Source organism: Muricoccus pecuniae, assembly GCF_014199205.1.
GTDB classification, from domain to species: Bacteria; Pseudomonadota; Alphaproteobacteria; order Acetobacterales; family Acetobacteraceae; genus Roseomonas; species Roseomonas pecuniae.
Genome location: NZ_JACIJD010000005.1, coordinates 208,676 through 230,978 on the forward strand (window position 1 = coordinate 208,676; position 22,303 = coordinate 230,978).

17 protein-coding genes are annotated in these 22,303 nt (G+C 72.6%); 11 read left to right on the plus strand and 6 right to left on the minus strand.

The features are described 5' to 3' along the window. The 3 genes from FHS87_RS07545 to FHS87_RS07555 are packed head-to-tail and all read right to left on the minus strand — an operon-like array spanning position 1 to position 5,851. Positions 1–3,102: an efflux RND transporter permease subunit gene (locus FHS87_RS07545; protein WP_184515732.1), complete on the minus strand. Its 3,102-nt coding sequence runs from the start codon at positions 3,100–3,102 to the stop codon at positions 1–3. Continuing rightward, on the minus strand, positions 3,099–4,403 hold the full coding sequence (locus FHS87_RS07550; protein ID WP_184515735.1) for an efflux RND transporter periplasmic adaptor subunit: 1,305 nt from the start codon (positions 4,401–4,403) through the stop codon (positions 3,099–3,101). The genes FHS87_RS07545 and FHS87_RS07550 overlap by 4 nt, the downstream gene beginning before the upstream one ends. Further along, the gene (locus tag FHS87_RS07555; protein WP_312861910.1) at positions 4,400–5,851 is read right to left on the minus strand and encodes an efflux transporter outer membrane subunit; all 1,452 of its coding nucleotides are present in this window, start codon (positions 5,849–5,851) and stop codon (positions 4,400–4,402) included. Before FHS87_RS07555 ends, FHS87_RS07550 begins: the two co-directional genes overlap by 4 nt. 145 nt (positions 5,852–5,996) lie before the next feature. Here FHS87_RS07555 and FHS87_RS07560 point away from each other — a divergent pair, with 145 nt between their 5' ends. The 11 genes from FHS87_RS07560 (at position 5,997) to FHS87_RS24435 (ending at position 16,960) form a co-directional block, all read left to right on the plus strand. Next, a complete protein-coding gene (locus tag FHS87_RS07560; RefSeq protein WP_184515738.1) occupies positions 5,997–6,695 on the plus strand; it encodes a sulfite oxidase-like oxidoreductase in 699 nt (232 codons plus the stop codon). A 38-nt stretch (positions 6,696–6,733) separates the two neighbouring features. Continuing rightward, a complete protein-coding gene (folK, locus tag FHS87_RS07565) occupies positions 6,734–7,291 on the plus strand; it encodes a 2-amino-4-hydroxy-6-hydroxymethyldihydropteridine diphosphokinase (protein ID WP_312861913.1) in 558 nt (185 codons plus the stop codon). Between the two features lie 12 nt (positions 7,292–7,303). Further along, on the plus strand, positions 7,304–7,702 hold the full coding sequence (gene rpoZ, locus FHS87_RS07570) for a DNA-directed RNA polymerase subunit omega (protein WP_184515741.1): 399 nt from the start codon (positions 7,304–7,306) through the stop codon (positions 7,700–7,702). Between the two features lie 61 nt (positions 7,703–7,763). Continuing rightward, entirely contained in the window at positions 7,764–10,058 is a 2,295-nt protein-coding gene (locus FHS87_RS07575; protein ID WP_184515744.1) for a RelA/SpoT family protein, read from the plus strand. Between the two features lie 10 nt (positions 10,059–10,068). Then, positions 10,069–10,473: a holo-ACP synthase gene (gene acpS / locus FHS87_RS07580; protein ID WP_184515747.1), complete on the plus strand. Its 405-nt coding sequence runs from the start codon at positions 10,069–10,071 to the stop codon at positions 10,471–10,473. Positions 10,474–10,643: 170 nt separating this feature from the next. After that, on the plus strand, positions 10,644–11,396 hold the full coding sequence (gene lepB / locus FHS87_RS07585; protein WP_184515750.1) for a signal peptidase I: 753 nt from the start codon (positions 10,644–10,646) through the stop codon (positions 11,394–11,396). 34 nt (positions 11,397–11,430) lie between these two features. After that, entirely contained in the window at positions 11,431–12,096 is a 666-nt protein-coding gene (gene rnc, locus FHS87_RS07590; RefSeq protein ID WP_184515864.1) for a ribonuclease III, read from the plus strand. Positions 12,097–12,103: 7 nt separating this feature from the next. After that, complete coding sequence (gene era / locus FHS87_RS07595) at positions 12,104–13,042, plus strand: GTPase Era (protein ID WP_184515866.1); 939 nt, start codon at positions 12,104–12,106, stop codon at positions 13,040–13,042. A 32-nt stretch (positions 13,043–13,074) separates the two neighbouring features. Beyond that, positions 13,075–13,824 (plus strand): DNA repair protein RecO, encoded by a 750-nt coding sequence (recO, locus tag FHS87_RS07600; RefSeq protein ID WP_184515753.1) that lies wholly within the window; start codon positions 13,075–13,077, stop codon positions 13,822–13,824. 80 nt (positions 13,825–13,904) lie between these two features. Next, the gene (gene parC / locus FHS87_RS07605) at positions 13,905–16,139 is read left to right on the plus strand and encodes a DNA topoisomerase IV subunit A (protein ID WP_184515756.1); all 2,235 of its coding nucleotides are present in this window, start codon (positions 13,905–13,907) and stop codon (positions 16,137–16,139) included. Next, the gene (locus tag FHS87_RS24435; protein WP_184515759.1) at positions 16,136–16,960 is read left to right on the plus strand and encodes an acyltransferase; all 825 of its coding nucleotides are present in this window, start codon (positions 16,136–16,138) and stop codon (positions 16,958–16,960) included. Before parC ends, FHS87_RS24435 begins: the two co-directional genes overlap by 4 nt. 99 nt (positions 16,961–17,059) lie before the next feature. On the opposite strand, the gene FHS87_RS07615 is transcribed toward FHS87_RS24435, so the two are convergent. The 3 genes from FHS87_RS07615 to FHS87_RS07625 all read right to left on the minus strand — a co-directional run bounded on the left by FHS87_RS07615 (position 17,060) and on the right by FHS87_RS07625 (position 22,249). Beyond that, positions 17,060–17,824 carry an arginyltransferase gene (locus tag FHS87_RS07615; RefSeq protein ID WP_184515762.1) on the minus strand — a complete coding sequence of 255 codons (765 nt, stop codon included), beginning with the start codon at positions 17,822–17,824 and terminating at the stop codon, positions 17,060–17,062. A 136-nt stretch (positions 17,825–17,960) separates the two neighbouring features. Next, the gene (locus FHS87_RS07620) at positions 17,961–20,246 is read right to left on the minus strand and encodes a penicillin acylase family protein (protein ID WP_312861911.1); all 2,286 of its coding nucleotides are present in this window, start codon (positions 20,244–20,246) and stop codon (positions 17,961–17,963) included. A 113-nt stretch (positions 20,247–20,359) separates the two neighbouring features. Then, the gene (locus tag FHS87_RS07625; protein WP_184515768.1) at positions 20,360–22,249 is read right to left on the minus strand and encodes an ATP-binding protein; all 1,890 of its coding nucleotides are present in this window, start codon (positions 22,247–22,249) and stop codon (positions 20,360–20,362) included. Positions 22,250–22,303: the final 54 nt, after the last annotated feature.

Consider the following 22,303-nt stretch of genomic DNA (forward strand, 5'->3'; position numbering starts at 1 on the left):
TCATTCCGCCGGTGCCGCGACCGCGCGCCGCCCCCCGAGCCGCATCCGCACCCATTCGAGGGCGAGATAGACCGAGGGCGTGGTGAAGAGCGTCACGAATTGCGAGAGGACCAGGCCGCCGACGATGGAAACGCCGAGCGGCAGCCGCAACTCCGACCCCGCGCCGTGGCCGAGTACGAGGGGCAGCGCGCCGAGCAGTGCCGCCAATGTCGTCATGGTGATCGGGCGGAAGCGCAGCACCGCCGCCTCCACGATGGCGTCGCGCGGGGCCATGCCGCGGTCCCGCTGCGCCTCCAGCGCGAAGTCGATCATCATGATCGCGTTCTTCTTCACGATGCCCATCAGCAGGAGGATGCCGATGATGCCGACGACCGAGAGGTCGAGCCCGAACAGCTCCAGCGCCAGCAGCGCCCCGATCCCCGCCGAGGGCAGGGTGGAGAGGATGGTCAGCGGGTGGACGAGGCTCTCATAGAGGACGCCGAGGGTGATGTAGATCACCACCACCGCGGCGAGGATGAGCCAGGGCTGGCTGCGGAGGGAGGAGTTGAACTCCGCCGCATCCCCGGCGAAGCGCCCGGTGATGGTCGCGGGCACGCCGAGGCGGCGCTGCGCTTCCCCGATGGCCGAGACCGCCCCGCCGAGCGAGACGCCCTCGGCGAGGTTGAAGGAATAGGTCACGGCGGGAAACTGGTTCTCCCGCGTCACCTGCAGCGGCCCGCTTCCCCGCCCGATCCGCGCGACTTCCGAGAGCGGGACGACGCTCGCCGTGCCGTCCGTGCTGCCGGCCACGCGCAGCAGGCCGAGGCGGGTGGGGTCCGCCAGGAAGTCCTCGCCCGCTTCCAGGATCACGCGGTACTGGTTGTTCTGGGCGTAGATGGTCGAGATCTGGCGCTGGCCGAAGGCGTCGTAGAGGGCGTCGTCGACCGCCTGCATCGTCACGCCCAGCCGGCCGGCGCGGGCGCGGTCCACCTCCACCGTGATCCGCAGCCCGTCCTGCTGCTGGTCGCTGGAGAGGTCGGTCAGCTCCGGCAGGGCGCGCAGGGCCTCCAGGATGCGGGGAGACCAGCGCGCCAGCTCGGCGGCGTCCGCGTCCACCACGGTGAACTGGTACTGGGTGGTGCCGGCACGCGCGCCGATCTGGATGTCCTGCACGGCCTGGGGATAGCTGACGATCCCCGCGATCCCGGCCAGGCGCGGGGAGAGGCGCGCGATCACCTCCTGTGCCGTCAGGTCCCGCGTCTCGCGCGGCCGCAGCACCGCCGTCACCCGCCCGCCGTTGAGCGTCGCGTTCACCGTGCCCGCGCCGACGACGGAGGTGACCGCCTCCACCGCCGGGTCGGACCGAACGACCTCCGCCACGGCGCGCTGCAATTCCGACATGCGGGCGAAGGAGACGTCGCCCGGCGCCTCGGTGGCGATCTGGATGAGGCCCGTGTCCTGCGGGGGAAGGAACCCCTTGGGGATGACGACGTAGAGCCAGCCGGTCAGCGCCACCGTCCCGATGGCGACGAGCAGCGTCAGCGCCTGGGCGCGCAGCGTGACCTCCAGCGCGCGGCGATAGGCGTGCAGCAGGGCGTCGAACACCCGGTCGGAGGCCCGGGCGATCCGGCCCTTGCTCTCCCTGGCCGGGCGCAGCAGCAGCGCGCACATCATGGGCGTGAGGGTAAGGGAGACGACCATGGAGACGAGGACGGTGGCCGTCAGCGTCTGCGCGAACTCGCGGAACAGCCGGCCGACCACCCCCTCCATGAAGAGCAGCGGGATGAAGACGGCGATGAGCGAGACGGTGAGGGAGACGATGGTGAAGGCGATGCCGCGCGCGCCCTCATAGGCTGCGGCGAGCGGCGCCATGCCCTCCTCGATGTGGCGGACGATGTTCTCGATCATGACGATCGCGTCGTCCACCACGAAGCCCGTCGCGATCACCAGGGCCATGAGGGAGAGGTTGTCGAGCGAGAAGCCCATCCAGGACATCACGGCGAAGGTGCCGATGATGGAGAGCGGCAGCGAAACCGCAGGCACGATGGTTGCCCGCCCCGAATGCAGGAACAGCCAGATCACCGCGACGACGAGCACGGTGGAGAGGACGAGGGTCAGCTCCACCTCCCGCACGGAGGCGCGGATCGTCTCCGTGCGGTCCGACACGACGGACATGGCGATGCCGGCCGGCAGCCCGCGCTCGAGGTCGGGGAGCTGGGTGCGGATGCGGGCCACCGTGTCCACGATGTTCGCACCGGGCTGGCGCTGCACATCGAGGATGACGGCGGGCCGGCCGTTGAACCAGGCGCCGTTGCGGTCGTTCTCCAGCCCTTCCTGCGCCGTGCCGAGATCCCGCAGCCGGACAGGCGCCTCGTTGCGATAGGCCACGATCACCTCGGCGAACTCGCCGGGGGCGGTGATCTGGTCGTTCGCCATGATGGTGGAGGCCTGGCGCGCACCGTCCAGCGAGCCCTTGGGCGTGTTGGCGTTCGCCCCCGTCACGGCGGTGCGGACATCGGCCATGGAGAGGCCGTAGGCGGCCAGCCGGGCCGGGTCGATCCGCAGCCGGACGGCCGGGCGCATGTTGCCCTGCACCGTCACGCGGCCGACGCCCGCGGACTGGGAGAGCTTCTGCGCGAGCAGCGTGTCGGCCGTGTCCGAGAGCCGCGCGATGGGCAGGGTGTCGGAGGTCAGGGCGAGGGTGATGATCGGCGGGTCCGCCGGGTTCACCTTCGCGTAGACCGGGGGATAGGGGAGGGTCGTCGGCAGCGTGCCGCGCGCGGCGTCCAGCGCCGCCTGCACGTCCTGCGCCGCCTCCTCGATGTCCTTGTCCAGCGCGAACTGGATGGCGATGCGGCTGGTGCCGGGGCCGGAGGTGGAGGTCATCACCGAGACCCCGGCGATCTGCCCGAGCTGGCGCTCCAGCGGCGCGGTGACCAGCAGCGCCACCGTGTCGGGCGCCGCGCCGGGCAGCTGGGTGGAGACCTCGATCGTCGGGAACTCGACCTCGGGCAGGGAGGAGACGGGCAGCCGCCAGTAGCCCCAGAGACCCACGAGCAGCACGGCGACCGACAGGAGCGTCGTCGCCACGGGCCGCGAGATGAAAGGGGCCGAGATGTTCAATTCGCGCTTCCCTGCGCGTCGGCCGTGCGGCGCGGGCGGGGGCCGGCGGGGCGGGCGGGGGCGGTGTCGTCGGCGACGGCCACCGCGGTGCCCGCGCTCAGCCGCAGCCCGCCCGAGGTCACCACGCGCTCCCCGGGCTGGAGGCCGGACTGCACCACCGCCTCGGCCTGCGTCGTCTGCCCGATCGTGACGGGCCGCTGCTCCACCGTGCGGTCCTCGCGGATGACGAAGGCGTAGTTCCCCTCCGGCCCGCGCTGGACGGAGACGAGAGGCACCACGGTCGCCCCCGGCACCACCTCGATCCGCAGGCGCAGGTTGACGAAGGCGCCGGGCCAGAGGGCGCGGTCCTCGTTGGAGAAGGTGGCCTTCGCCTTGATCGTGCCCGTGGTGGGGTCCACGGCATTGTCCACCGTCAGCAGCGTGCCGCGCGCGACCGGCGCGTTGCCCGATGAGGAATTGGGCCCCGGCAGGGTCTCCACGGGCACGGGGCCCGCGGCCATCGCCCGCATCAGGCGCGGCAGTTCCTGCTGCGGCAGGGTGAAGGTGACGCCGATGGGCGACATCTGGGTGACCGTCACGATGCCGTTCGTGTCCGAGCCCCGCACGATATTGCCGGGATCGACCTGCCGGATGCCGACGCGCCCGGCCAGCGGCGCGCGGATGGTGGCGAAGCCGAGCTGGGTGCGCGCCTGCTCGATGGCGGCCTCGTCCTGCCTGACCTGGGCCTCCAGCATCGCCACCTGGGCGCGCTGGGTGTCCACCTGCTGCTGCGTCACCCCTGCGCCGCGGGCGAGGCTCTGGTAGCGCTGGAGGTCCACCCGGGCATTGGCGAGCTGGGCCTGGTCATAGGCCCGCTTGCCCTCGGCCTGCTGCAGCGCGGCCTGGGCGGTGCGCTCGTCCACGCGCGCCAGCACCTCCCCCTTGGCGACCTCCTGGCCCTCGCGGAAGTTCACCTCCATGAGCTGGCCGTCGATCTGCGTGCGGACGACGACGCTCTCCAGCGGCACCACCGTGCCGAGCGCGTCCACGGTGAGGGAGACGTCCCGGCGGGAGGCCTCGGCCACCGTCACCGGCACGGGAGGGCCCCCGCCGGGGCGGCGCGCGCGGCCCGCCCCGCCTGCGCCTTGGCGCGGCGCCCCGGGCCCCTGCGGCGCGACCGTGCCCTGCGGCCCCTGCGCCTCTCGCTGGTCGCGCGCCGCCGAGGGGTCCTGCACCCCGCGCCCCTGCCACCACCACCAGCCCGCCCCGCCGGCGCCGGCCAGCAGCACCAGCGCCAGGAGCCAAGCGTATCCGCGCCTCATCGGCGTATCTCCGAAACTTGGGCGGCGGCGCGCGGGCCCCAGCCACCGCCGAGCGCCCGGAACAGCCCCACCGCTGCCTGGAAACGCCTGAGCCGCCCGGTCGACAGGTTGCGGCGGGCGGTAAAGAGCGTCGCCTGGGTGTTGAGCAGGGTGATCAGGTTGATGATGCCGCCGCGGAGCTGCTCCTCGGCGATGTTGTAGGCGCGGGCGGCGCGCGTCTCCGCCTCGCGCAGCAGCGCCTCCTGCTCCGTCGTCTCGCGCAGGGCGGCGAGGGCGCTCTCCACGTCGGAGAGGGCGGAGAGGATGGCCTGGCGATAGGTGAAGAGAAGCTCCTCCTGCTGCGCCCGGGCCAGCTCCACCCGGCCGCGCAGGGCGCCGCCGTCGAAGACGGTCTGGGCGAGGCTCGCGGCGAGGGTGGCGAACTGCGCCTCCGGCCGGAGCAGCGTGCCGAGGAGGAGGGACTGGAACCCGCCCTGGGCCGAGAGGGTGACGGAGGGCAGCAGCGCCGCCCGGGCCACCGCCACATTCGCATTGGCGGAGGCGAGGGCCGCCTCCGCCGCCAGCACGTCCGGCCGCCGCGCCAGCAACTCCGAGGGCAGGCCGGGGGAGGGGGATGGCACGTCCAGCCGGCCGAAGCCCTGGCCGGTGATCTCGATCTCCGCCGGCGCCCGCCCGACGAGCACGGCGAGGGTGGCGATGTTCTGGGAGACGGTCTGTCGCAAGGGGGGCACCGCCGCCTCCTGCTGGGCCACCACCGTCTCCTGCTGCGCGAGGTCGAGGCCCGTGGCCGTGCCCGCCGCCACCTGCTGCCGGATCACGGCCAGCACCCGGCGGGCGGCGGCGAGGTTCGCCTCCTGGATCCGCAAGGCGTCCCGCGCCTCCAGGATGGTGAAGTAGGTGTTGGCGACGGAGGCCTCGGTCGTGATGAGGGTCGTGCCGAGGTCGAATCGGGTCGCCTCGGCCGAGAGCCGGGCCGACAGGGCGGCGTTCCGGTTCAGCCCCCAGAAGTCGATCTCGTAGGAAGCGGCGAGGCTCGCGCTGTATCGCGTCACCGCCCGCGCGCCGCCGCCCGCCTCGCTGCGCTGAGCGCTACCCCCGCCGGTGACGATGGGCAGCAGGGCGGCGCCGGCGATCCGGGCGGAGGCGTCGGCCTGGCGCACCCGCGCGGCGGCCACGGCAAGGTCGAGGTTCTCGCCGGCCATGCGGGCCATCAGCCGCTCCAGCTCGGTGGAGCCGAAGCGGCGCCACCAGTTCGGGTCCGGCCAGGAGACGGGGGCGCGCGAATCGGCTTCGCGGAACCGGTTGGGCCCGGCCGCCACGGCCGGGACGGGATCGGGGAGGAGGGCGCAGCCCGAGGGGAGCGCGCCGAGGATCGCGCCCAGGATGAGCCTGTTGGCGCCCCGCCGCGTGGGCGCGGGGGGAGGAAGGGTCGGAACTGCTTGTCGCACGCGATCATTGTAGGCCGGATGGGACCCGCCCCCTATGCCCCGTTACCCTTCGCCACTGATCGCCGGGAACGGTCGCGCACGCCTCCGGCGCGAAACCGGCGGCGGGGGCGTTGCATCCCGGGCCATCCGCGCGCACCTCTGCGGCATGAGCAAGGACAGCGCGCCCGAGGGCAAGCCCGGCGGAACCCCGGAAGGGGTCCTGGAGGGGATTAAGGAGAAACTGGTCCGCACCAAGGAGCTCTGGGCGGAGCAGGGACGTCTGCTGACCGGCACCGCCGGCGATCCCGAGCGGGACCGGCTGCCGCCGGGCCAGCGGCTGGTGACGGACTGGCCGGTGCTGGACCTCGGCATCCAGCCCGCCGTCTCCGAGGCCGCTGCCCGGCTGGACATCGACGGGCTGGTGGAGGCCCCGCTCTCCCTCTCCTGGGCCGAGCTGATGGCGCTTCCCCAGGAGGAGCGGCGCAACGACATCCACTGCGTCACCCAGTGGTCCCGCTACGACAACGACTGGCGCGGCATCTCCGTGACCGACCTCCTCGCCCGTGCCCGCCCGCGGCCCGAGGCGCGCTTCGTGACGATGGAGTCGCATGACGGCTACACCACGAACCTGCCGCTGGCCGACCTCGACCGGCCGGAGAACCTCCTGGCTACCCACTGGGAGGGCCAGCCGCTGACCCGCCAGCACGGCGGGCCGCTGCGCCTCGTCGTGCCGCATCTCTACTTCTGGAAGAGCCCGAAGTGGATCCGGCGGATCACCCTGATCCCCGATGACCGTCCCGGCTTCTGGGAGGTGCGCGGCTACCACGACCGCGGCGACCCCTGGAAGGAGGAGCGCTACTCCTGAGCCCGGCCGGCGAATCCGGGGGCGACATCCTCGTCGCCATCGGGGCCAACCTGCCGGGGCCGGACGGCGCCGCGCCGCTCGCCACCTGCCGGCGGGCCGCGGAGGCGCTGGACGGCCTCCTGGGCCTCTCCCTCCTGGCCACCTCATCCTGGTGGGAGACGGCGCCCGAGCCGCCGGACCCCGCCAGCCCCTGGTACGTGAACGGCGTCGCGCGGCTGCGCGGGGCGGCCGATCCCGCCGCGCTGCTCGCCGCGCTCCAGGCGATCGAGGCGCGGGAGGGCAGGGGGCGCCCCTACCCCAACGCGCCCCGGACGCTGGACCTCGACATCGTGGCGATGGGCCGCCTCCTCCGCGCGGCGCCCGACCCCGTGATCCCCCATCCCCGCGCCCATCTGCGCCGCTTCGTGCTGGAGCCGCTCCGGGAGGTCTGGCCGGGATGGGTGCATCCCTCGACGGGCCAGGAGGCGGAGGCGTTGCTGCGGGACCTTCCGCCCGCCCCGATGCGGCGGATTGCCCCGGGCCTGGTGGGTGGTTTCACGCGGGGTTGTGTTCCGGCGCCGTCCGCTCTATCTGACCCGTTCGCCCGCACAGAATAAACGGAGTCCGCCATGGCCCGCGTCACGGTCGAGGACTGCATCCTCCAGGTTCCTAACCGCTTCGACCTCGTCCTTCTCGCCGCCCAGCGCGCCCGTGCGATCTCGCGCGGCGAGGAGCTGACGGTGGACCGGGACAACGACAAGAACCCCGTCATCGCGCTCCGCGAGATCGCTGACCAGACCGTCGAGCTGGACGGGCTGAAGGAGGACATCGTGAAGTCCCTCCTGCGCGCCCCCGAGCCCGAGCCGGTGGAGGAGGAGGTGATCGACCTCATCGCGACCGACGAGAACATCTTCGGCGTGATGGACGTCAACGAGGAGAGCGCGGCCGAGGCCGGCATGCAGGTCGAGGACATGTCCGGCGACGACCTCGAGGCCGCCATCGCGGCCGAGCTCGGCGGCCGCCGCTGACCGGGGGGCATATCTCTCCATGAAAGACGGCACCGGGATCCCTAACCCTCCCGGTGTCGCCATGACCCCCTTCTGGGCGCCCGAAGGGGTGCTCGCCGGCGCCTCCGACTTCGGGGGAGGCGATGGTACGGGCGATGCGGGGCTGGGTGAGAATCCCGGCGCCGCCCTGGCCGCCCTCGTCACGGGCTACGACCCCCGCGCCGACGGGGCGATGATCGAGCGGGCCTATGGCGTCGCCGAGAAGGCCCACCGCAACCAGCAGCGCGATAACGGCGACCCCTATATCGGCCATCCCGTGGCCGTCGCCGGCATCCTGGCCGGCTACCGGCTGGACGCGGCCACCATCGCGACCGCCCTTCTCCACGATACCGTGGAGGACACCGGGGTCACGCTCCAGGACCTCTCCCGCGACTTCGGGCCTGATGTGGCCAAGCTCGTGGACGGCGTCACGAAGCTGACGCGGCTGGAGCTGCAGTCCGAGCGCACGAAGCAGGCCGAGAACTTCCGCAAGCTCGTGCTGGCGATGAGCGAGGACATCCGCGTCCTCCTCGTGAAGCTCGCCGACCGCACGCACAACATGCGGACCCTCCACTTCGTCCCGCAGCAGCACCGCCGCGCCCGCACTGCGCGCGAGACGATGGAGATCTATGCGCCGCTCGCCGAGCGCATCGGCATGCAGTCGGTGAAGGACGAGCTGGAGGACCGCGCCTTCCGCGAGCTCCAGCCCGACGCCTCCCAGACGATCAATGCCCGCCTCGCCTTCCTCCGCGGCCAGGGCGCTGACCTCATCGCCGACATCGCCGAGGACCTGCGCCGCCGCCTCCGGGACTCGGACGTGCCGGTGATCGAGATCCAGGGGCGGGAGAAGTCGGCCTACGGCATCTGGCTGAAGATGCATTCGAAGAAGGTCGAGTTCGAGCAGCTCTCGGACATCATGGCCTTCCGCGTCATCACCGACGACAAGGCGAACTGCTACGCCGCACTGGGCGCCATCCACTCGGCCTATCGCGTCGTCCCCGGCCGCTTCAAGGACTACATCTCCACCCCCAAGCCCAACGGCTACCAGTCCCTCCATACCGGGGTGACGGTGCCCGAGCGCCGGAACGCCAAGATCGAGGTGCAGATCCGCACGCCGGAGATGCACGAGGTCGCCGAGTTCGGCGTCGCGGCCCACTGGATCTACAAGCAGGGCCCGGACGGGGTGGTGAACGCCTCCCGCGACCGCAAGCGCTATCCCTGGGTGAAGGACCTGCTGGAGATCCTGGAGAATGCCGGGGAGGCGCAGGACTTCCTGGAGAACACGAAGCTCGCCCTCCACCAGGACCAGGTCTTCTGCTTCACCCCCAAGGGCGACCTGATCGCGCTGCCCCGCGGGGCGACGCCGGTGGACTTCGCCTATCACGTCCACTCCCAGATCGGCGATTCCTGCGTCGGCGCGAAGATCAACGGGCGCATCGTGCCGCTGCGGCACCAGCTCGAGAACGGCGACCAGGTCGAGATCATCACCGCCCGCGGCGGCACGCCCAACCCGGCCTGGGAGCGCTTCGTCGTCACGGGCAAGGCGCGCGCCCGCATCCGCCGCACCGTGCTCGCCCGCCAGCGCGAGGAGAGCCGGGAGAACGGCCGGCAGGCCATCGCCCGCGCCTTCCGCCAGGAGGGGCTGGACTTCTCGGAGAAGATCGCGGAGCCCGCAGTCAAGGCGCTGAAGCAGCCGGGCTTCGAGGAGCTTTGCATCGCGGTCGGCGCCGGCAACATCACGGCGCGCGACGTGCTGCACGCCGCCGTGCCGGAACTGCGCGGCCCGCCGCGCCCGGCCGTCTCGGGCATCGAGGCCCTGGCCCTCACCCGCGCGCGGGGCAAGCCGGGCTCGACCGTTCCCCACCGCGTCACCAAGGGGCGGGACGTCGCGCACGGCATCACCGGCCTCGTCTCGGGCATGGAGGTGAGCTTTGCCGGCTGCTGCCACCCCGTGCCGGGGGACCGGATCGTGGGCATCGTCTCCACCGGCCGCGGCGTGACCGTGCACAAGCAGGGCTGCCACACGCTCGACGCCTTCGCCGGCACGCCCGAGCGCTTCATCGACGTGGACTGGGACACCGCCCCGGGCGCGGCCGGGGAGCATGTCGCGCGGCTCTCCGTCATTGCCTCCAACGAGGCGGCGGCGATCGCGGGGATGACGACCGCGATCACGAAGCAGGAGGCACGGATCCAGTCCCTCCGCTTCCTCCACCGCGCCTCGGACTTCGCCGAGTTGAACGTGGACCTGGAGGTGAAGGACCTGCGCCACCTCTCCAGCGTCATCGCCGCCCTTCGCGCACTGCCGGGCATCGAGCAGGTGGAGCGGGCCAAGGCGTGATCCCCACACCATGATTCTCGGCCTCGGCAACGACATGGTGGACATCCGCCGGATCGAGCGGACCATCGAGCGCCACGGGGATCGCTTCATCTCCCGCGTCTTCACCGATCTCGAGCGCGCCAAGGCCGAGCGGCGGGCGGAGCGCATCCGGATCGCGACCTATGCCAAGCGCTTCGCGGCGAAGGAGGCAGCCTCCAAGGCGCTGGGGACCGGCTTCCGGGCCGGCGTCTACTGGCGCGACCTCGGCGTGGTGAACCTCCCCTCCGGCCAGCCGACCATGGAGATGACCGGCGGGGCGGCGGAGCGGCTGGCCGCCATCACCCCGCCCGGGCACCGCGCCCAGGTGGCGCTGACCATGACGGACGAGTACCCCTATGCCGAGGCTGTGGTGATCATCTCGGCCGTGCCTTTTTAGGGCCGTTCGCACGCCCCGCTGGGGTTGCTTCCCTGAAGTGCCGCCCCGGCCTTCCTTGACAGCCCGGCCCATCTGTCGCACCCACGGGCCAGCGGCGGCCCGACCCACGCCCCTGTCCGGGCTCTCCGGGGGTTCTCGGCCGGCCGGGTGAGGCCGCGAAGAAGCATACGATGAGCAATAAGTCCTCCGGCGGCTGGCTGGAGAGCCTGAAGACGATCCTCTATGCGGGCCTGATCGCCATCGGCATCCGCACCATCGCCTTCGAGCCGTTCAACATCCCCTCCGGCAGCATGATCCCGACCCTGCTGGTGGGCGACTACCTGTTCGTGTCGAAGTACTCCTACGGCTATTCCCGGGCCTCGCTGCCCTTCAGCCCGAACCTCTTCCGCGGCCGCATCCTGGGCAGCCTGCCCGCGCGCGGCGACGTGGCCGTGTTCAAGCTGCCGCGGGACGGCACCACGGACTACATCAAGCGCATCGTCGGCCTGCCCGGGGACCGCATCCAGGTGCGGCAGGGGGTCCTGCGCGTGAACGGCCAGCCCGTGACGCGCACGGCCGTCGGCCCCTACACCGTGGAGGGGGACGGCCCCCGCCTGACCGTGCGGCTCTACCGCGAGACGCTGCCGCCGAGTTCCGGCAGCCCCGCGCGCACTCATGAGATCCTGGAGGCCTCGGATGACGGCCCCTACGACAACACGCAGGAATTCGTGGTCCCGTCCGACCACGTCTTCGCCATGGGCGACAACCGCGACAACTCCCTCGACAGCCGGGCCACGAGCTATGTCGGCTTCGTGCCCGTGGAGAACCTCGTCGGCCGGGCCGAGTTCATCTTCTTCTCGTGGGACGGCTCGGCGAGCTGGTGGGAGGTCTGGGCCTGGCCCTTCGCCGTCCGCTGGACGCGCATCTTCTCGGGCGTGCGATGATGGCGGGAGGGCTCTCGTGAAGGCGCCCGTCGCCATGCTCTCGGACCGGCTGGGGCATGGGTTCCGCGATCCCGCCCTGCTGGAGCAGGCGCTCACCCACCGCTCCGCCGCCGATCCGAAGCGCCGCCAGCTCGATTCGAACGAGCGGCTGGAGTTCCTCGGCGACCGCGTCCTCGCCCTCTGCATGGCCGAGTGGCTGTCCGAGCGCTTTCCCGAGGAGCGGGAGGGGGAGCTGGGCAAGCGCCTGGCGGTGCTCGTGGCCGCCGACACCCTGGCCAAGGTGGGCGACGCCATCGGCCTTCCGGCCGCCCTTCGCATTCCCCCCGCCGAGGGCCGCACCGGGCTGCGCCAGCGCGCCAACGTGGTGGCGGACGCGACGGAGGCGCTGATCGGCGCCCTCTACCTCGATGCCGGGCTGGAGGCCGCGCGCGCCTTCATCCGCCGCGAATGGACCGTCGCCATGGAGGCGGACGCGACCCCGCCCATGTCCGCCAAGAGCCGGCTGCAGGAATACCTGCTCGGCCGCGGCCAGGGCCTGCCCGAATACGTGCTGGTGAGCGCCGAGGGTCCCTCCCACGCGCCGCTCTTCACCGTCTCGGCGCGCGCCTGCGGCAAGGCGGCCGAGGCCAGCGGCGAGAGCAAGCGCGCCGCTGAGCAACTCGCGGCCGAGGCGCTGCTGACGGAGCTGTCCCGTGGCTGAGGACGACATTCCCGAGGAGACCGCGCCCGAGGGGCCGAAGACGGCCCCTGAGGGACCGACCCGCGCCGGTCTCGCCGCCGTGCTGGGCGCGCCGAATGCCGGCAAGTCCACCCTGGTGAACCGGCTGGCGGGCGCCAAGGTCTCCATCGTCTCGAACAAGCCGCAAACGACGCGCTTCCGCATCCGCGCCATCCTCACGGAGGGGCGGTCGCAGGTGGTGCTGACGGACACGCCCGGCATCTTCAGCCCGCGCCGCCGGCTGGACCGCGCCATGGTCGCCGCCGCCTGGGGCGGCGCGCAGGACGCCGACCTCGCCATGCTGGTGGTGGATGCGCGGGCGGGGCTGACCGATCCGCTGCGCGCCATCGTCGCCAAGCTGGCCAAGGGTTCGCCGCCGCTCTGGCTCGTGCTGAACAAGACGGACCTGTTCGACACCAAGCGCCTGCTGCCCCTCACCGCCGAGCTGAACGGGCTGCTCCAGTTCGCCGAGACCTTCATGATCTCCGCCGAGACGGGGGATGGGGTGGACCGCCTCCGCACCCAGCTCTGCGAGGCGATGCCGGTCGGGCCATGGCTGTTCCCCGAGGACGAGCTGTCCGACGTGACGGACCGGATGCTGGCCGCCGAGATCGTGCGCGAGCAGATCCTGCGCCAGACCCATGAGGAGGTCCCGCACCACGCGACGGTGGAGACGGAGTCCTGGCAGGAGCGCAAGGACGGCTCGGTGCGGATCGACTGCACCATCTATGTCGGCCGGTCCTCCCAGAAGGCGATCCTCATCGGGGACAAGGGCTCCCGCATCCGCGAGATCGGCCAGCGGGCGCGCGTGGAGCTGACGAAGCTGCTGGAGCGGCCGGTCCATCTCTTCCTCAACGTGAAGGACAGGCCGGGCTGGGACGAGGAGCGCGGCCGCCTCCGCGCCCTCGGGCTGGAGGACCTGGAGTAGCGTTCGGGGGCCGGGAACCCCATCTTTCCGGCATGGAATGGACCGCCCCCGCCATCGTCCTGGAGTCCCGCCCCCTCGGGGAGGGCGGGGCCGTGATCAGCCTTCTCACGGAGGAGCACGGCCGCCACGCCGGCATGGCGCGCGGCGGCGCCTCTCGCGCGCAGACGCCGGTCTGGCTGCCCGGCAACCTCGTGGAAGCGCGCTGGATGGCTCGCCTCTCCGACCAGCTCGGCCATCTCAGCGGGGAGCTGGTGCATCCCACGGCGGCGCTCGCGATGGACGATCCGCTGGCCCTCGCGCTGCTCTCCTCCGCCTGCGCAGTGGCCGCCGAGGCCCTGCCGGAGCGCGAGCCGCACCCCGCCGCCTTCCGCGCCCTCGTCCCCATCCTCGCCCATCTCGGGCGGGGGGCGGAGGAGGTGCTGCCCGACCTCGTGCACTGGGAAGTGCTGCTGCTGGCCGAGCTCGGCTACGGCCTCGACCTCGCGCGCTGCGCCGTGACGGGGGAGGCGGAGGGGCTGACCCATGTCTCCCCGAAATCCGGCCGCGCGGTGCGCGCCGAGGTCGCGGCCCCCTATGCCGACCGCATGCTGCCCCTGCCGCCCTTCATGCGGGATCCCTCCCGGCCGAGCGGGCCGAAGGACTGGTCGGACGCCCTGCGCCTGACCGGCCACTTCCTCGCCCGCGATGCCTTCGGCAGTCATCACCGCCCGATGCCTGCTGCGCGGGAGGCACTCGCGGACCGTGTCGCCGCGCTCGCAGAGGCCGGGGAAAAGGCGGCCTGAGGCGCGCCGTGCTGGCATCCGCGCCCCGGTCCTGCTAGAACGGATCACCCTGAACAGATGAAGAACATAGCGCCGAGCCCATGCCCGACGACCTGAAGGCGCTGCCCGATGGCGGCCGCATCAACGAGACCCCGCTCGCCGGCGCCCTGTCCGAGCGTTACCTCGCCTATGCCATGTCCACCATCATGGCGCGCTCCCTGCCGGATGTGCGGGACGGGCTGAAGCCGGTTCATCGCCGCCTGCTCTGGGCGATGCAGCAGTTGCGGCTGGACCCCGCGGGCGGCTTCAAGAAATGCGCCCGCGTGGTGGGCGACGTGATCGGCAAGTATCACCCGCACGGCGACGCCTCGGTCTACGAGGCGCTGGTGCGGCTCGCCCAGGACTTCGCGGCGCGCTACCCGCTCGTCGAGGGCCAGGGCAATTTCGGCAATATCGACGGCGATAACGCCGCGGCCATGCGCTACACCGAGGCGAAGCTCACCGAGGTCGCCAAGGCGCTGCTGGAGGGCATCGACGAGGACGCCGTTGATTTCCGCGCTACCTATGACGGGGAGGAGCAGGAGCCGGTCGTGCTGCCGGCCGCCTTCCCGAACCTCCTGGCGAACGGCGCGAACGGCATCGCCGTGGGCATGGCCACCTCCATCCCGCCGCACAATGCGGGCGAGGTCTGCGGCGCGGCGCTGGAGCTGATCCGCAACCCCGAGGCCACCACCGCCCAGCTCCTCGCCCATATGCCCGGCCCGGACTTCCCGACGGGCGGCGTGATGGTGGAGCCCGCCGACAGCATCCTGAACGCCTACGAGACCGGCCGCGGCGGCTTCCGCCTGCGCGCGAAGTGGGAGGTGGAGAAGCTCAAGAACGGCACCTGGCACATCGTCGTCACCGAGATCCCGTATCAGGTGCAGAAGTCGCGCCTGATCGAGGGGATCGCGGAGCTGCTGGAGGCGAAGAAGCTGCCGCTGCTCGCCGATGTGCGCGACGAGAGCACGGACAAGGTGCGCCTCGTGCTGGAGCCCAAGACCCGCACGATCGAGCCCGCCATGCTGATGGAGAGCCTCTTCCGTGCGACGCCGCTGGAGAGCCGCATCCCGCTGAACATGAATGTGCTGGATGCCGAGCGCACCCCGCGCGTCATGGGGTTGCGCGAGGTGCTGCGCTCCTGGCTCGACCACCGGCAGGTCGTGCTCGTCCGCCGCTCCCGCCACCGCCTCTCCGCCATCGAGAAGCGGCTGGAGATCCTGGACGGCTACCTCCTCGTCTATCTCAACCTCGACGAGGTGATCCGCATCGTCCGCGAGGAGGACCATCCGAAGGAGGCGCTGATCAGGACCTTCGGCCTGACGGACAACCAGGCCGAGGCAGTCCTGAACATGCGCCTCCGCGCCCTCCGCAAGCTGGAGGAGATGGAGATCCGGCGCGAGCACACGCGGCTGACGAAGGAGCTGAAGGGGCTCCAGAAGCTCCTCGCCAGCGAGAGGGCGCAGTGGGACCGGATCGCCGAGGAGATCGGCGCGGCGCGGGACAGGTTCGGCTCCGGCGCGCTGGGCGACCGCCGCACGGTGCAGACCGAGGCGGTGGCGGTGGTGTTCGACGAGAACCAGTTCGTCGAGCGCGAGCCGATCACTGTCATCCTCTCGGAGAAGGGCTGGCTGCGCGCGCAGAAGGGCCATATCGAGGACCCCTCCGGCCTGCGCTTCAAGGAAGGCGACAGCCTCGCCCTCATGCTGCACGCGGAGACGACGGACCGCATCGGCCTGCTCGCCTCCAACGGCCGCGCCTACACGATCAAGGCCGACGCCATCCCGCGCGGCCGCGGCGACGGGCAGCCCGTGCGGCTGACCGTGGAGCTGGGCAACGAGGACGGCATCCTCTCCGCCTTCGTCTGGCGCGAGGGGATGAAGTTTCTCCTGGCCTCCTCCTCGGGCCGCGGCTTCGTCGTGAAGTCCGAGGACCTGCTCGCCGAGAAGCGCACGGGCAAGCAGGTGCTGGTGGTGGACGCGCCGGACACGCTCGCCGTCGCCGCCGCGGTGGAGGGCGACACGGTCGCGGTGATCGGCGACAACCGCAAGCTGCTGATCTTCCCGCTGGAGCAGGTGCCGGAGATGTCGCGCGGGCGCGGCGTGGCGCTGCAGGGCTACCGGGACGGCGGGCTCTCGGACGTGAAGGTCTTCGACGCGCGCCGGGACGGGCTGACCTGGCAGCTCGGCGGGCGCACCCGTACCGAGACGGTGCTCGCCCCCTGGCGCGGCAATCGCGGCGGCGCGGGCAAGATGCCGCCTAACGGCTTCCCCAAGTCCAATCGTTTCGACGGGTGAGTGCCGGCGGGGAGAGCCGGGAAGGCCTGATCAGGGCCCTCACGGAACATCCGGCCTGGGGCGGCTTCTTCGACCGTCCCCGGCCGGACCACTCCTTCCCGGATGTGACGGGCGCGCGGCTCTTCGGCACGGGCGCGGAGGATGCTGCGGCGCTCGCGGCGCTGGGCATCCAGGTGGACGGCGCCGGGCCCGGCAATCACATCCTTCTCGCCGCTGAGCGCCCCGGCCACAAGCTGCGCCTCCGTTTCGGCGCCCGCACGGGCTGCATCGTTGTCATCGGCGCCGAGGGCACGATTTCCGGCACTGTCGGCTTCGAGGGCGACGGCCATCTCTTCATCTTCAACGGGCGCGGCGCCTGTCAGGCCTCCGCGACCTTCCGACACCACGAGGGAGCACTCTTCATCGGGCGGAACTTCACCGCCAACCTTGCGGACTTCCTCGTCGAGGGGCCGCGCCGCAGCATCGTCCTCGGCGATGACGTGATGATCGCCTATCGCGTGCAGCTGCGGACCAGCGACAGCCACGGCATCGTCTCGCTCGATGACCCGGCCAGCGCGCTGAACCCGCCGGCCAGCATCCGCGTCGGTCCGCATGTCTGGATCGGCAAGGACGCGGTGGTCGGGCGCGGGGTGAGCATCGGGCGGGGAGCGATCGTGGCGATGAATACCATCGTCACCAAGGATGTGGCGCCCTGCACCCTGGTGGGCGGCGTTCCCATGCGTGTCCTGAAGGAGCGGGTGACCTGGACCCGCGCCTCCCAGCCCGCTCCGGCAGAGATCGAGGCCGCCATCAGCTTTGTGGGCAGGGAAGGCCCCGTCTAGAGTCGATCCCGTTCCGGTGGAGCCACCGGGATGGGTGGATCGGCTTTTCAAACGACATGGCCGAGCGGTTGAAGTGAGCCAGGGCGAAGGGAAACCGCTCTAGCCCACGCTCTCCGGCACGAGCTGCGTCACCGGCGGCACGCCGTCGCGCAGCGGATGCCAGGTGCCGTTGGTCAGGATCTCGCTCGGCTTGAAGCCGGCTTTGTAGGCCATCTTCTCGCTCTGCGGCACCCAGTAGCCGAGATAGACATAGGGCAGCCCCAACTCCCGCGCGCGCTCCACGAGGTGCAGGATGGCGAGCGTGCCGAGGGAGCGCCCGGCGAGGTCGGGCTCGAAGAAGGAGTAGACGGCCGAGAGCCCGTCCTTCAGCCAGTCGGTCAGGCAGGCGCCGATCAGCCGGTCGGGTTCCTCGCGGAACTCGATCAGCATGGTGGTGATCGGCGTGTCCTCCACCATGGCGCGGTAGTCGTAGAAGCCCATGGCCGCCATGTCCCCGTCCCGGTGGCGGGCGCGCTGGTAGCGCTGGAACAGGGCGAACTGCTCGGCGGTGGCGCGGGCCGGAACGTCCTGCGCCGTCACTCCCACGTTGTTCCGCATCACGCGCCGATGGGTGCGGCCGGGCTGGAAGTCGGCCACCACGATCCGGATCGGGATGCAGGACTGGCATCCCGGGCAGACCGGGGCGTAGGCGATGTTGTGGCTCCGGCGGAAGCCGGCGCGGGAGAGGCGGTCGTGCAGCGCCTCGCCTTCCGGCCCGGAAAGCTCGGTCACCACCTTCCGCTCCGTCCGCCCGGCCAGGTAGGGGCAGGGCAGGGGGGCGGTGGTGTAGAAGAACTGCGGGCGGCGTTGGGCACGGTGCAGCATGCGGCCTCCAGTTTCGACGGAATGAACGCCGCCGTCCACAGCCGGCATCGCTGACATCGCCGGGAGCGGTCCGGAATCGTGCAACCCGGGCTGATGGATCTGGGCCGTCGGGGCCCGGTATGCCAGCCCGCGCCGCTCAGGGCTCCAGCCGAAGCCGCGCGGCGGAGGGCGAGCCGCTCGGCAACGGGCTCACCCGGCCGGCCACCCATTCGGCGTTCAGGTCGCGCCAGTGGCGGGAGAAGGGGTTGCCGGACTGCCCCGTGGCGATGGCCGCCATGACCCCCTCGGGCGAGGCGAGGTCCATCACGATCCTCAGCCCCGGCCCGTGGGCGTGGGAGAAGTCGCGCGCCGTGCCGCCGCGGTTCACGGTCCCGTTGTCCCCCGGCGTCGGCGCCTCGATCCGCAGGGCGTCGCCGAGGAGCGGCACGAAGCGCAGCAGCGGGTGCTCCAGCCGGACGCGGTGCGCCTCTCCCCAGCGCCAGAGGGCGGGGTCCGGGCCGAAGCGCCCGGAGAGGTCCCGAACCGCCGCTTCCAGCGCCCGCATGGAGAGCGCGCCACATCCCTCCGCCCCGCACCAGGGCGCGCCCTCGGGCGAGAGGAGCAGGCGCAGGAATTCCGGCCCGGCGGTCCAGGCGCCGTCGGGCACGCCGCCCGCCGCCAGGGCCAGCCGGCCCATCTCGCGCGTCCAGGCATTGAAGATCAGCGGCTGGGGAAGCGCCGTCCCCATGCCCCCGTCCCATCCGGCCAGCAGGTCGCGCGCCCGGCCGGCGGCGCCCTCGGGGCGGGGCGGGGCGAGGAGGAGCGGCAGCATCTCCCGCGCGAAGAGGCTGACGGCGTCCGCCTGCATCGCCGCGAGGTCGCCGGGCGCGTGGCGCTCCCGCTGGCGCAGCAGCTCGCCGATCCGGCGGAAGCGCCAGTCCCCGAACCAGTCGCGGCCGAGGAAGACCTCGCTCCCCGCCGGCTGCACGCGGTTGTTGGCGTTGACGATCGCGCCGCCGGCCGATCCCTCCACATGCGGCATGGCGTCGAAGGGCACCCAGCCCTTCCAGTCATGGCGGCCGTCCCAGCCGGGCACGGGCAGCGAGCCGTCCCCGGCCGCGCGAACCGGGGTGCGGCCGGTGAGGAACATGGCGGTCGCGCCCTCCGCGTCGGCCACCATCAGGTTCTGGGCGGGGCTGGCGATGAGGGAGGCCGCCGCCCGCGCCTCGGCGACCGAGCGCGCCCGGTTGAGGGCGAGCAGCCCCTGGGCCTGGGTGTCGCCCGGGGCGAGGCTCGCCATGGAAACCGCCAGCACGCGCCCCGCTTCCGGCTCCCCGTCGAGGTCGGAGATGACGGGCCCGTGCCGCGTCTCCCGCACGCGCAGCACCTCCTCCGCCGCGCCGCGCACGGCAATCCGCTCCTCCCGCAGGGTGAAGGGGCGGGGGCCGTCCGGCGTGTCGTAGGCATCGGTGCCCGAGAGGCGCTCGACGAAGACGTCCTGCGTGTCGGAATGGGTGGTGGTGAAGCCCCAGGCCAAGCGCTCGTTCCGTCCGATCACCACCATCGGCACGCCGGGGGAGGTGGCGCCGGCGAGGAAGCGGCCGCCGGGCAGCTCGATCCGGGCAAGATACCAGAGCACCGGCGCCCCGAGCGCGAGATGCGGGTCCGAGGCGAGCAGCGCCCCGCCCGTGGCCGAGCGCCCGGGGGCCAGCGCCCAGGCATTCGAGGCCGAGGGCGGGAGCGGCGCGTCCTCCCCCCATCGCGGCGTCGCGCCCAGCAGCCCGGCGAGGCGCGCGGCCGGGGGAAGCGCCGCGAGGTCCGCGCGCCCGGGGCTGTCATCGGCGGGCCAGAGCTGCCAGAGGCGCTCGGGCGGGAGGCTCGCGGCGAGGCGGGCGCGCTCCACCTCCGTCCGCCAGTTGCCGGAGAGCCAGAGCCCCATGACCTTGCCCCAGAGAAGGCTGTCCGAAGGCTTCCAGGGCTCGGGCGCGCCCAGGGCGAGGAATTCGGGCGCGACGAACCGCCCGCGCGCGGCGATCAGGGCATTCACCCCGGCGGCATAGGCCTCCAGCATGTCGCGCGCCTCGGCGGGCAGGGCGGCGAGGTCGGCCTCGGCATGCCCGCGCAGGTTCAGCACCCGCACGAAGCGGTCGAGCCGCAGGGTGGAGGCGCCGGCCAGCTCGCTCAGCCGCCCGGCAGCGCCGCGGCGGGTCATCTCCATCTGGAACATGCGGTCCCGCGCGTGGAGCACGCCCATGGCCATGGCGGCGTCGCGCTCGCTGCCCGCGCGGATGACGGGGATGCCGCGCTCGTCGAAGCCGATCTCGACCGGGGCGGAGAGGCCGGCCATCCGCAGCGCGGCGTCGGTGCCGGGGAGGGTGAGCCAGACCGCGCCGGCCAGGAGGGCGAGGGCCAGCACGGGCAGGGCCAGGAGAAGGAGGAGCACCTGGCGCGCCCAGCGCCAAGGGGATCGCGAGGCGGGGCGGGGGTGCCGGGGGGTGGGGGCCATGGGCGCCATATGGCCAGCCCCTGATGGGTCGGCCAAGTCCGGCGGGGTGCTCAGCCCCCGGCCGCCGCGGCCAGTGCGTCGCGCAGGGCGCCGATGCCGTAGGGTTTGCGCAGCAGGGGAAGCCCTGCCTCGGCCACCCGCGCCGGGGCGCCGCCATAGCCGCTGGTCAGCAGGACGGGCAGGCCCGGCCGCAGCCGGCCCAGCGCGCGGGCGAGGTCCAGCCCGTCCATGCCGCCGGGCATCAGCACGTCGGTGAAGACGAGGTCCGTCTCCAGCCCCGAGGCCAGCTTCTCCAGCGCGTCGGCGGGGCCGGTGGCGCGCACCGCGGCGTGGCCGAGATGCTCCATCATGTCGAGGACGAGCCCGGCCACCGCCTCGTCATCCTCGACGACGAGGACGCGCAGCGGCCGTTCCTGCACCTCCTGCGCCGCCTCCGCGGCCGCGCCTGCCTCCCCCGCCCGCGGCAGGAGGAGCGTCACGACCGTGCCGTAGCCCGGGCGGCTGGCGATGCGGGCCGCGCCGCCGCTCTGCCGCGCGAAGCCGTAGACCTGCGGCAGGCCGAGCCCCGTGCCGCTGCCCGCCTTGGTGGTGAAGAAGGGCTCGAAGGCGTGGGCCAGCACTTCCGGCCCCATGCCGGTGCCGGTATCCCGAACCTCCAGCCGCAGGAAGTCGCCCCGCAGCCCCTCCGCCTCCTCCGTGCCGTCCAGCGTGGCGTTGCGCGCGGCGATGCGGAGGAGCCCGCCGCGCGGCATCGCGTCCTGGGCGTTCAGGCCGAGATTCGTCAGGGCCAGCTCCATCTCCGAAGGGTCGGCCAGCACCGGCCAGACCTCCTCCTCCACCTCCGTCTCCACCGAGATGTCGGCGCGCAGCGAGCGGGAGAGCAGCGCCGCGATGTCGGCCAGCCACGGGCCGAGGGCGATGGCCTCGGGCCGGAGCGCCTGGCGGCGGGCGAAGGTGAGTAGGCGGCGCGTGAGGTCCGCGCCGCGCCGGGCGGCCTGGTTGATATTCGCCGTCAGCCTCTCCCGCCGGGCCGGGTCCTCCGTGCGGGCGAGGAGGGAGGTGCCGGCGGTGACGACCGCGAGGAGGTTGTTGAAGTCGTGCGCCACCCCGCCGGTGAGGCGGCCGAGCGCCTCCAGCCTCAGGGTCTGGGTCATCCGGGCCTGCGCCGTCTCGCGCGCGGCCACCTCGCGCTCCACCTCGCGCCGCAGGTTCTCGTTCGCGTCGCGCAGCGCCAGCTCGGCGCGCTTGCGGGCGGTGATGTCGATGCTGAGCCCCGTCAGGCGCCAGGGCCGGCCCTCGGCGTCCCGCTGCAGCCGCCCCCGGCCGGCGAGCCAGAGGATGCCCCGCCCGGGATGCCGGGCGCGGTATTCCAGCTCGAATTCGGGCAGCCCCGCCTCAGCCGCCTCGCGCAGGGCGCGCTCGGCCGCCGGCCGGTCCTCGGGCAGGATGCCGGCGAGCCAGGTGGCGAAGACGGCCGGCCCCTCGGCGGCGCCGATGAGCGCGCGGTAGCCGTCGGACAGGGTGAATCGTCCCGTGGGGATCTCCCATTCCCAGGCCCCGGCCCCGGCATAGAGATGGGCGAGGCGGACCCGGTCCTCGCTCTCGCGCAGGGCGGCGTCGATCGCGGCCAGCTCATCCCGCCGTTCCGCCACCTCGCGGCCCAGCGCGGCATTCGCCCCCTCCAGCTCGCTGGTGAGGGTCCAGAGGTCCTCCAGCGCGGCGCCCAGGGCGGGGTCGTCCTCCTCGCCCCCGGCGCGGCGCGCGGCGACGAGGGCGCGGCTGGCCAGGAGCTGGCGCTCGGCACCGCGCAGGCGCTCGGTGAGCCGCGCGGCCTCGGTGCGGGCCTCGTCCAGCGCGGCGCGCAGGCGCTCGACCTCGGAGGGGCCGGTCCGGCCTCCGGTCTCCGTGGTAGCGGTAACTCCTGGTGCCCGCTGCTGCACGGATCCTCCTTGTGGGCTTCGCATAGGTGAACGGCCCAGCACGCGCAGGGTTGG

Excerpts from the sequence above, each read along its gene's own strand:
- FHS87_RS07550 (WP_184515735.1), bottom strand. The coding sequence starts at position 4,403 with ATGAGGCGCGGATACGCTTGGCTCCTGGCGCTGGTGCTGCTGGCCGGC.
- FHS87_RS07560 (WP_184515738.1), top strand. The coding sequence starts at position 5,997 with ATGAGCAAGGACAGCGCGCCCGAGGGCAAGCCCGGCGGAACCCCGGAA.
- rpoZ (WP_184515741.1), top strand. The coding sequence starts at position 7,304 with ATGGCCCGCGTCACGGTCGAGGACTGCATCCTCCAGGTTCCTAACCGC.
- FHS87_RS07575 (WP_184515744.1), top strand. The coding sequence starts at position 7,764 with ATGACCCCCTTCTGGGCGCCCGAAGGGGTGCTCGCCGGCGCCTCCGAC.
- acpS (WP_184515747.1), top strand. The coding sequence starts at position 10,069 with ATGATTCTCGGCCTCGGCAACGACATGGTGGACATCCGCCGGATCGAG.
- lepB (WP_184515750.1), top strand. The coding sequence starts at position 10,644 with ATGAGCAATAAGTCCTCCGGCGGCTGGCTGGAGAGCCTGAAGACGATC.
- rnc (WP_184515864.1), top strand. The coding sequence starts at position 11,431 with ATGCTCTCGGACCGGCTGGGGCATGGGTTCCGCGATCCCGCCCTGCTG.
- recO (WP_184515753.1), top strand. The coding sequence starts at position 13,075 with ATGGAATGGACCGCCCCCGCCATCGTCCTGGAGTCCCGCCCCCTCGGG.
- parC (WP_184515756.1), top strand. The coding sequence starts at position 13,905 with ATGCCCGACGACCTGAAGGCGCTGCCCGATGGCGGCCGCATCAACGAG.
- FHS87_RS07615 (WP_184515762.1), bottom strand. The coding sequence starts at position 17,824 with ATGCTGCACCGTGCCCAACGCCGCCCGCAGTTCTTCTACACCACCGCC.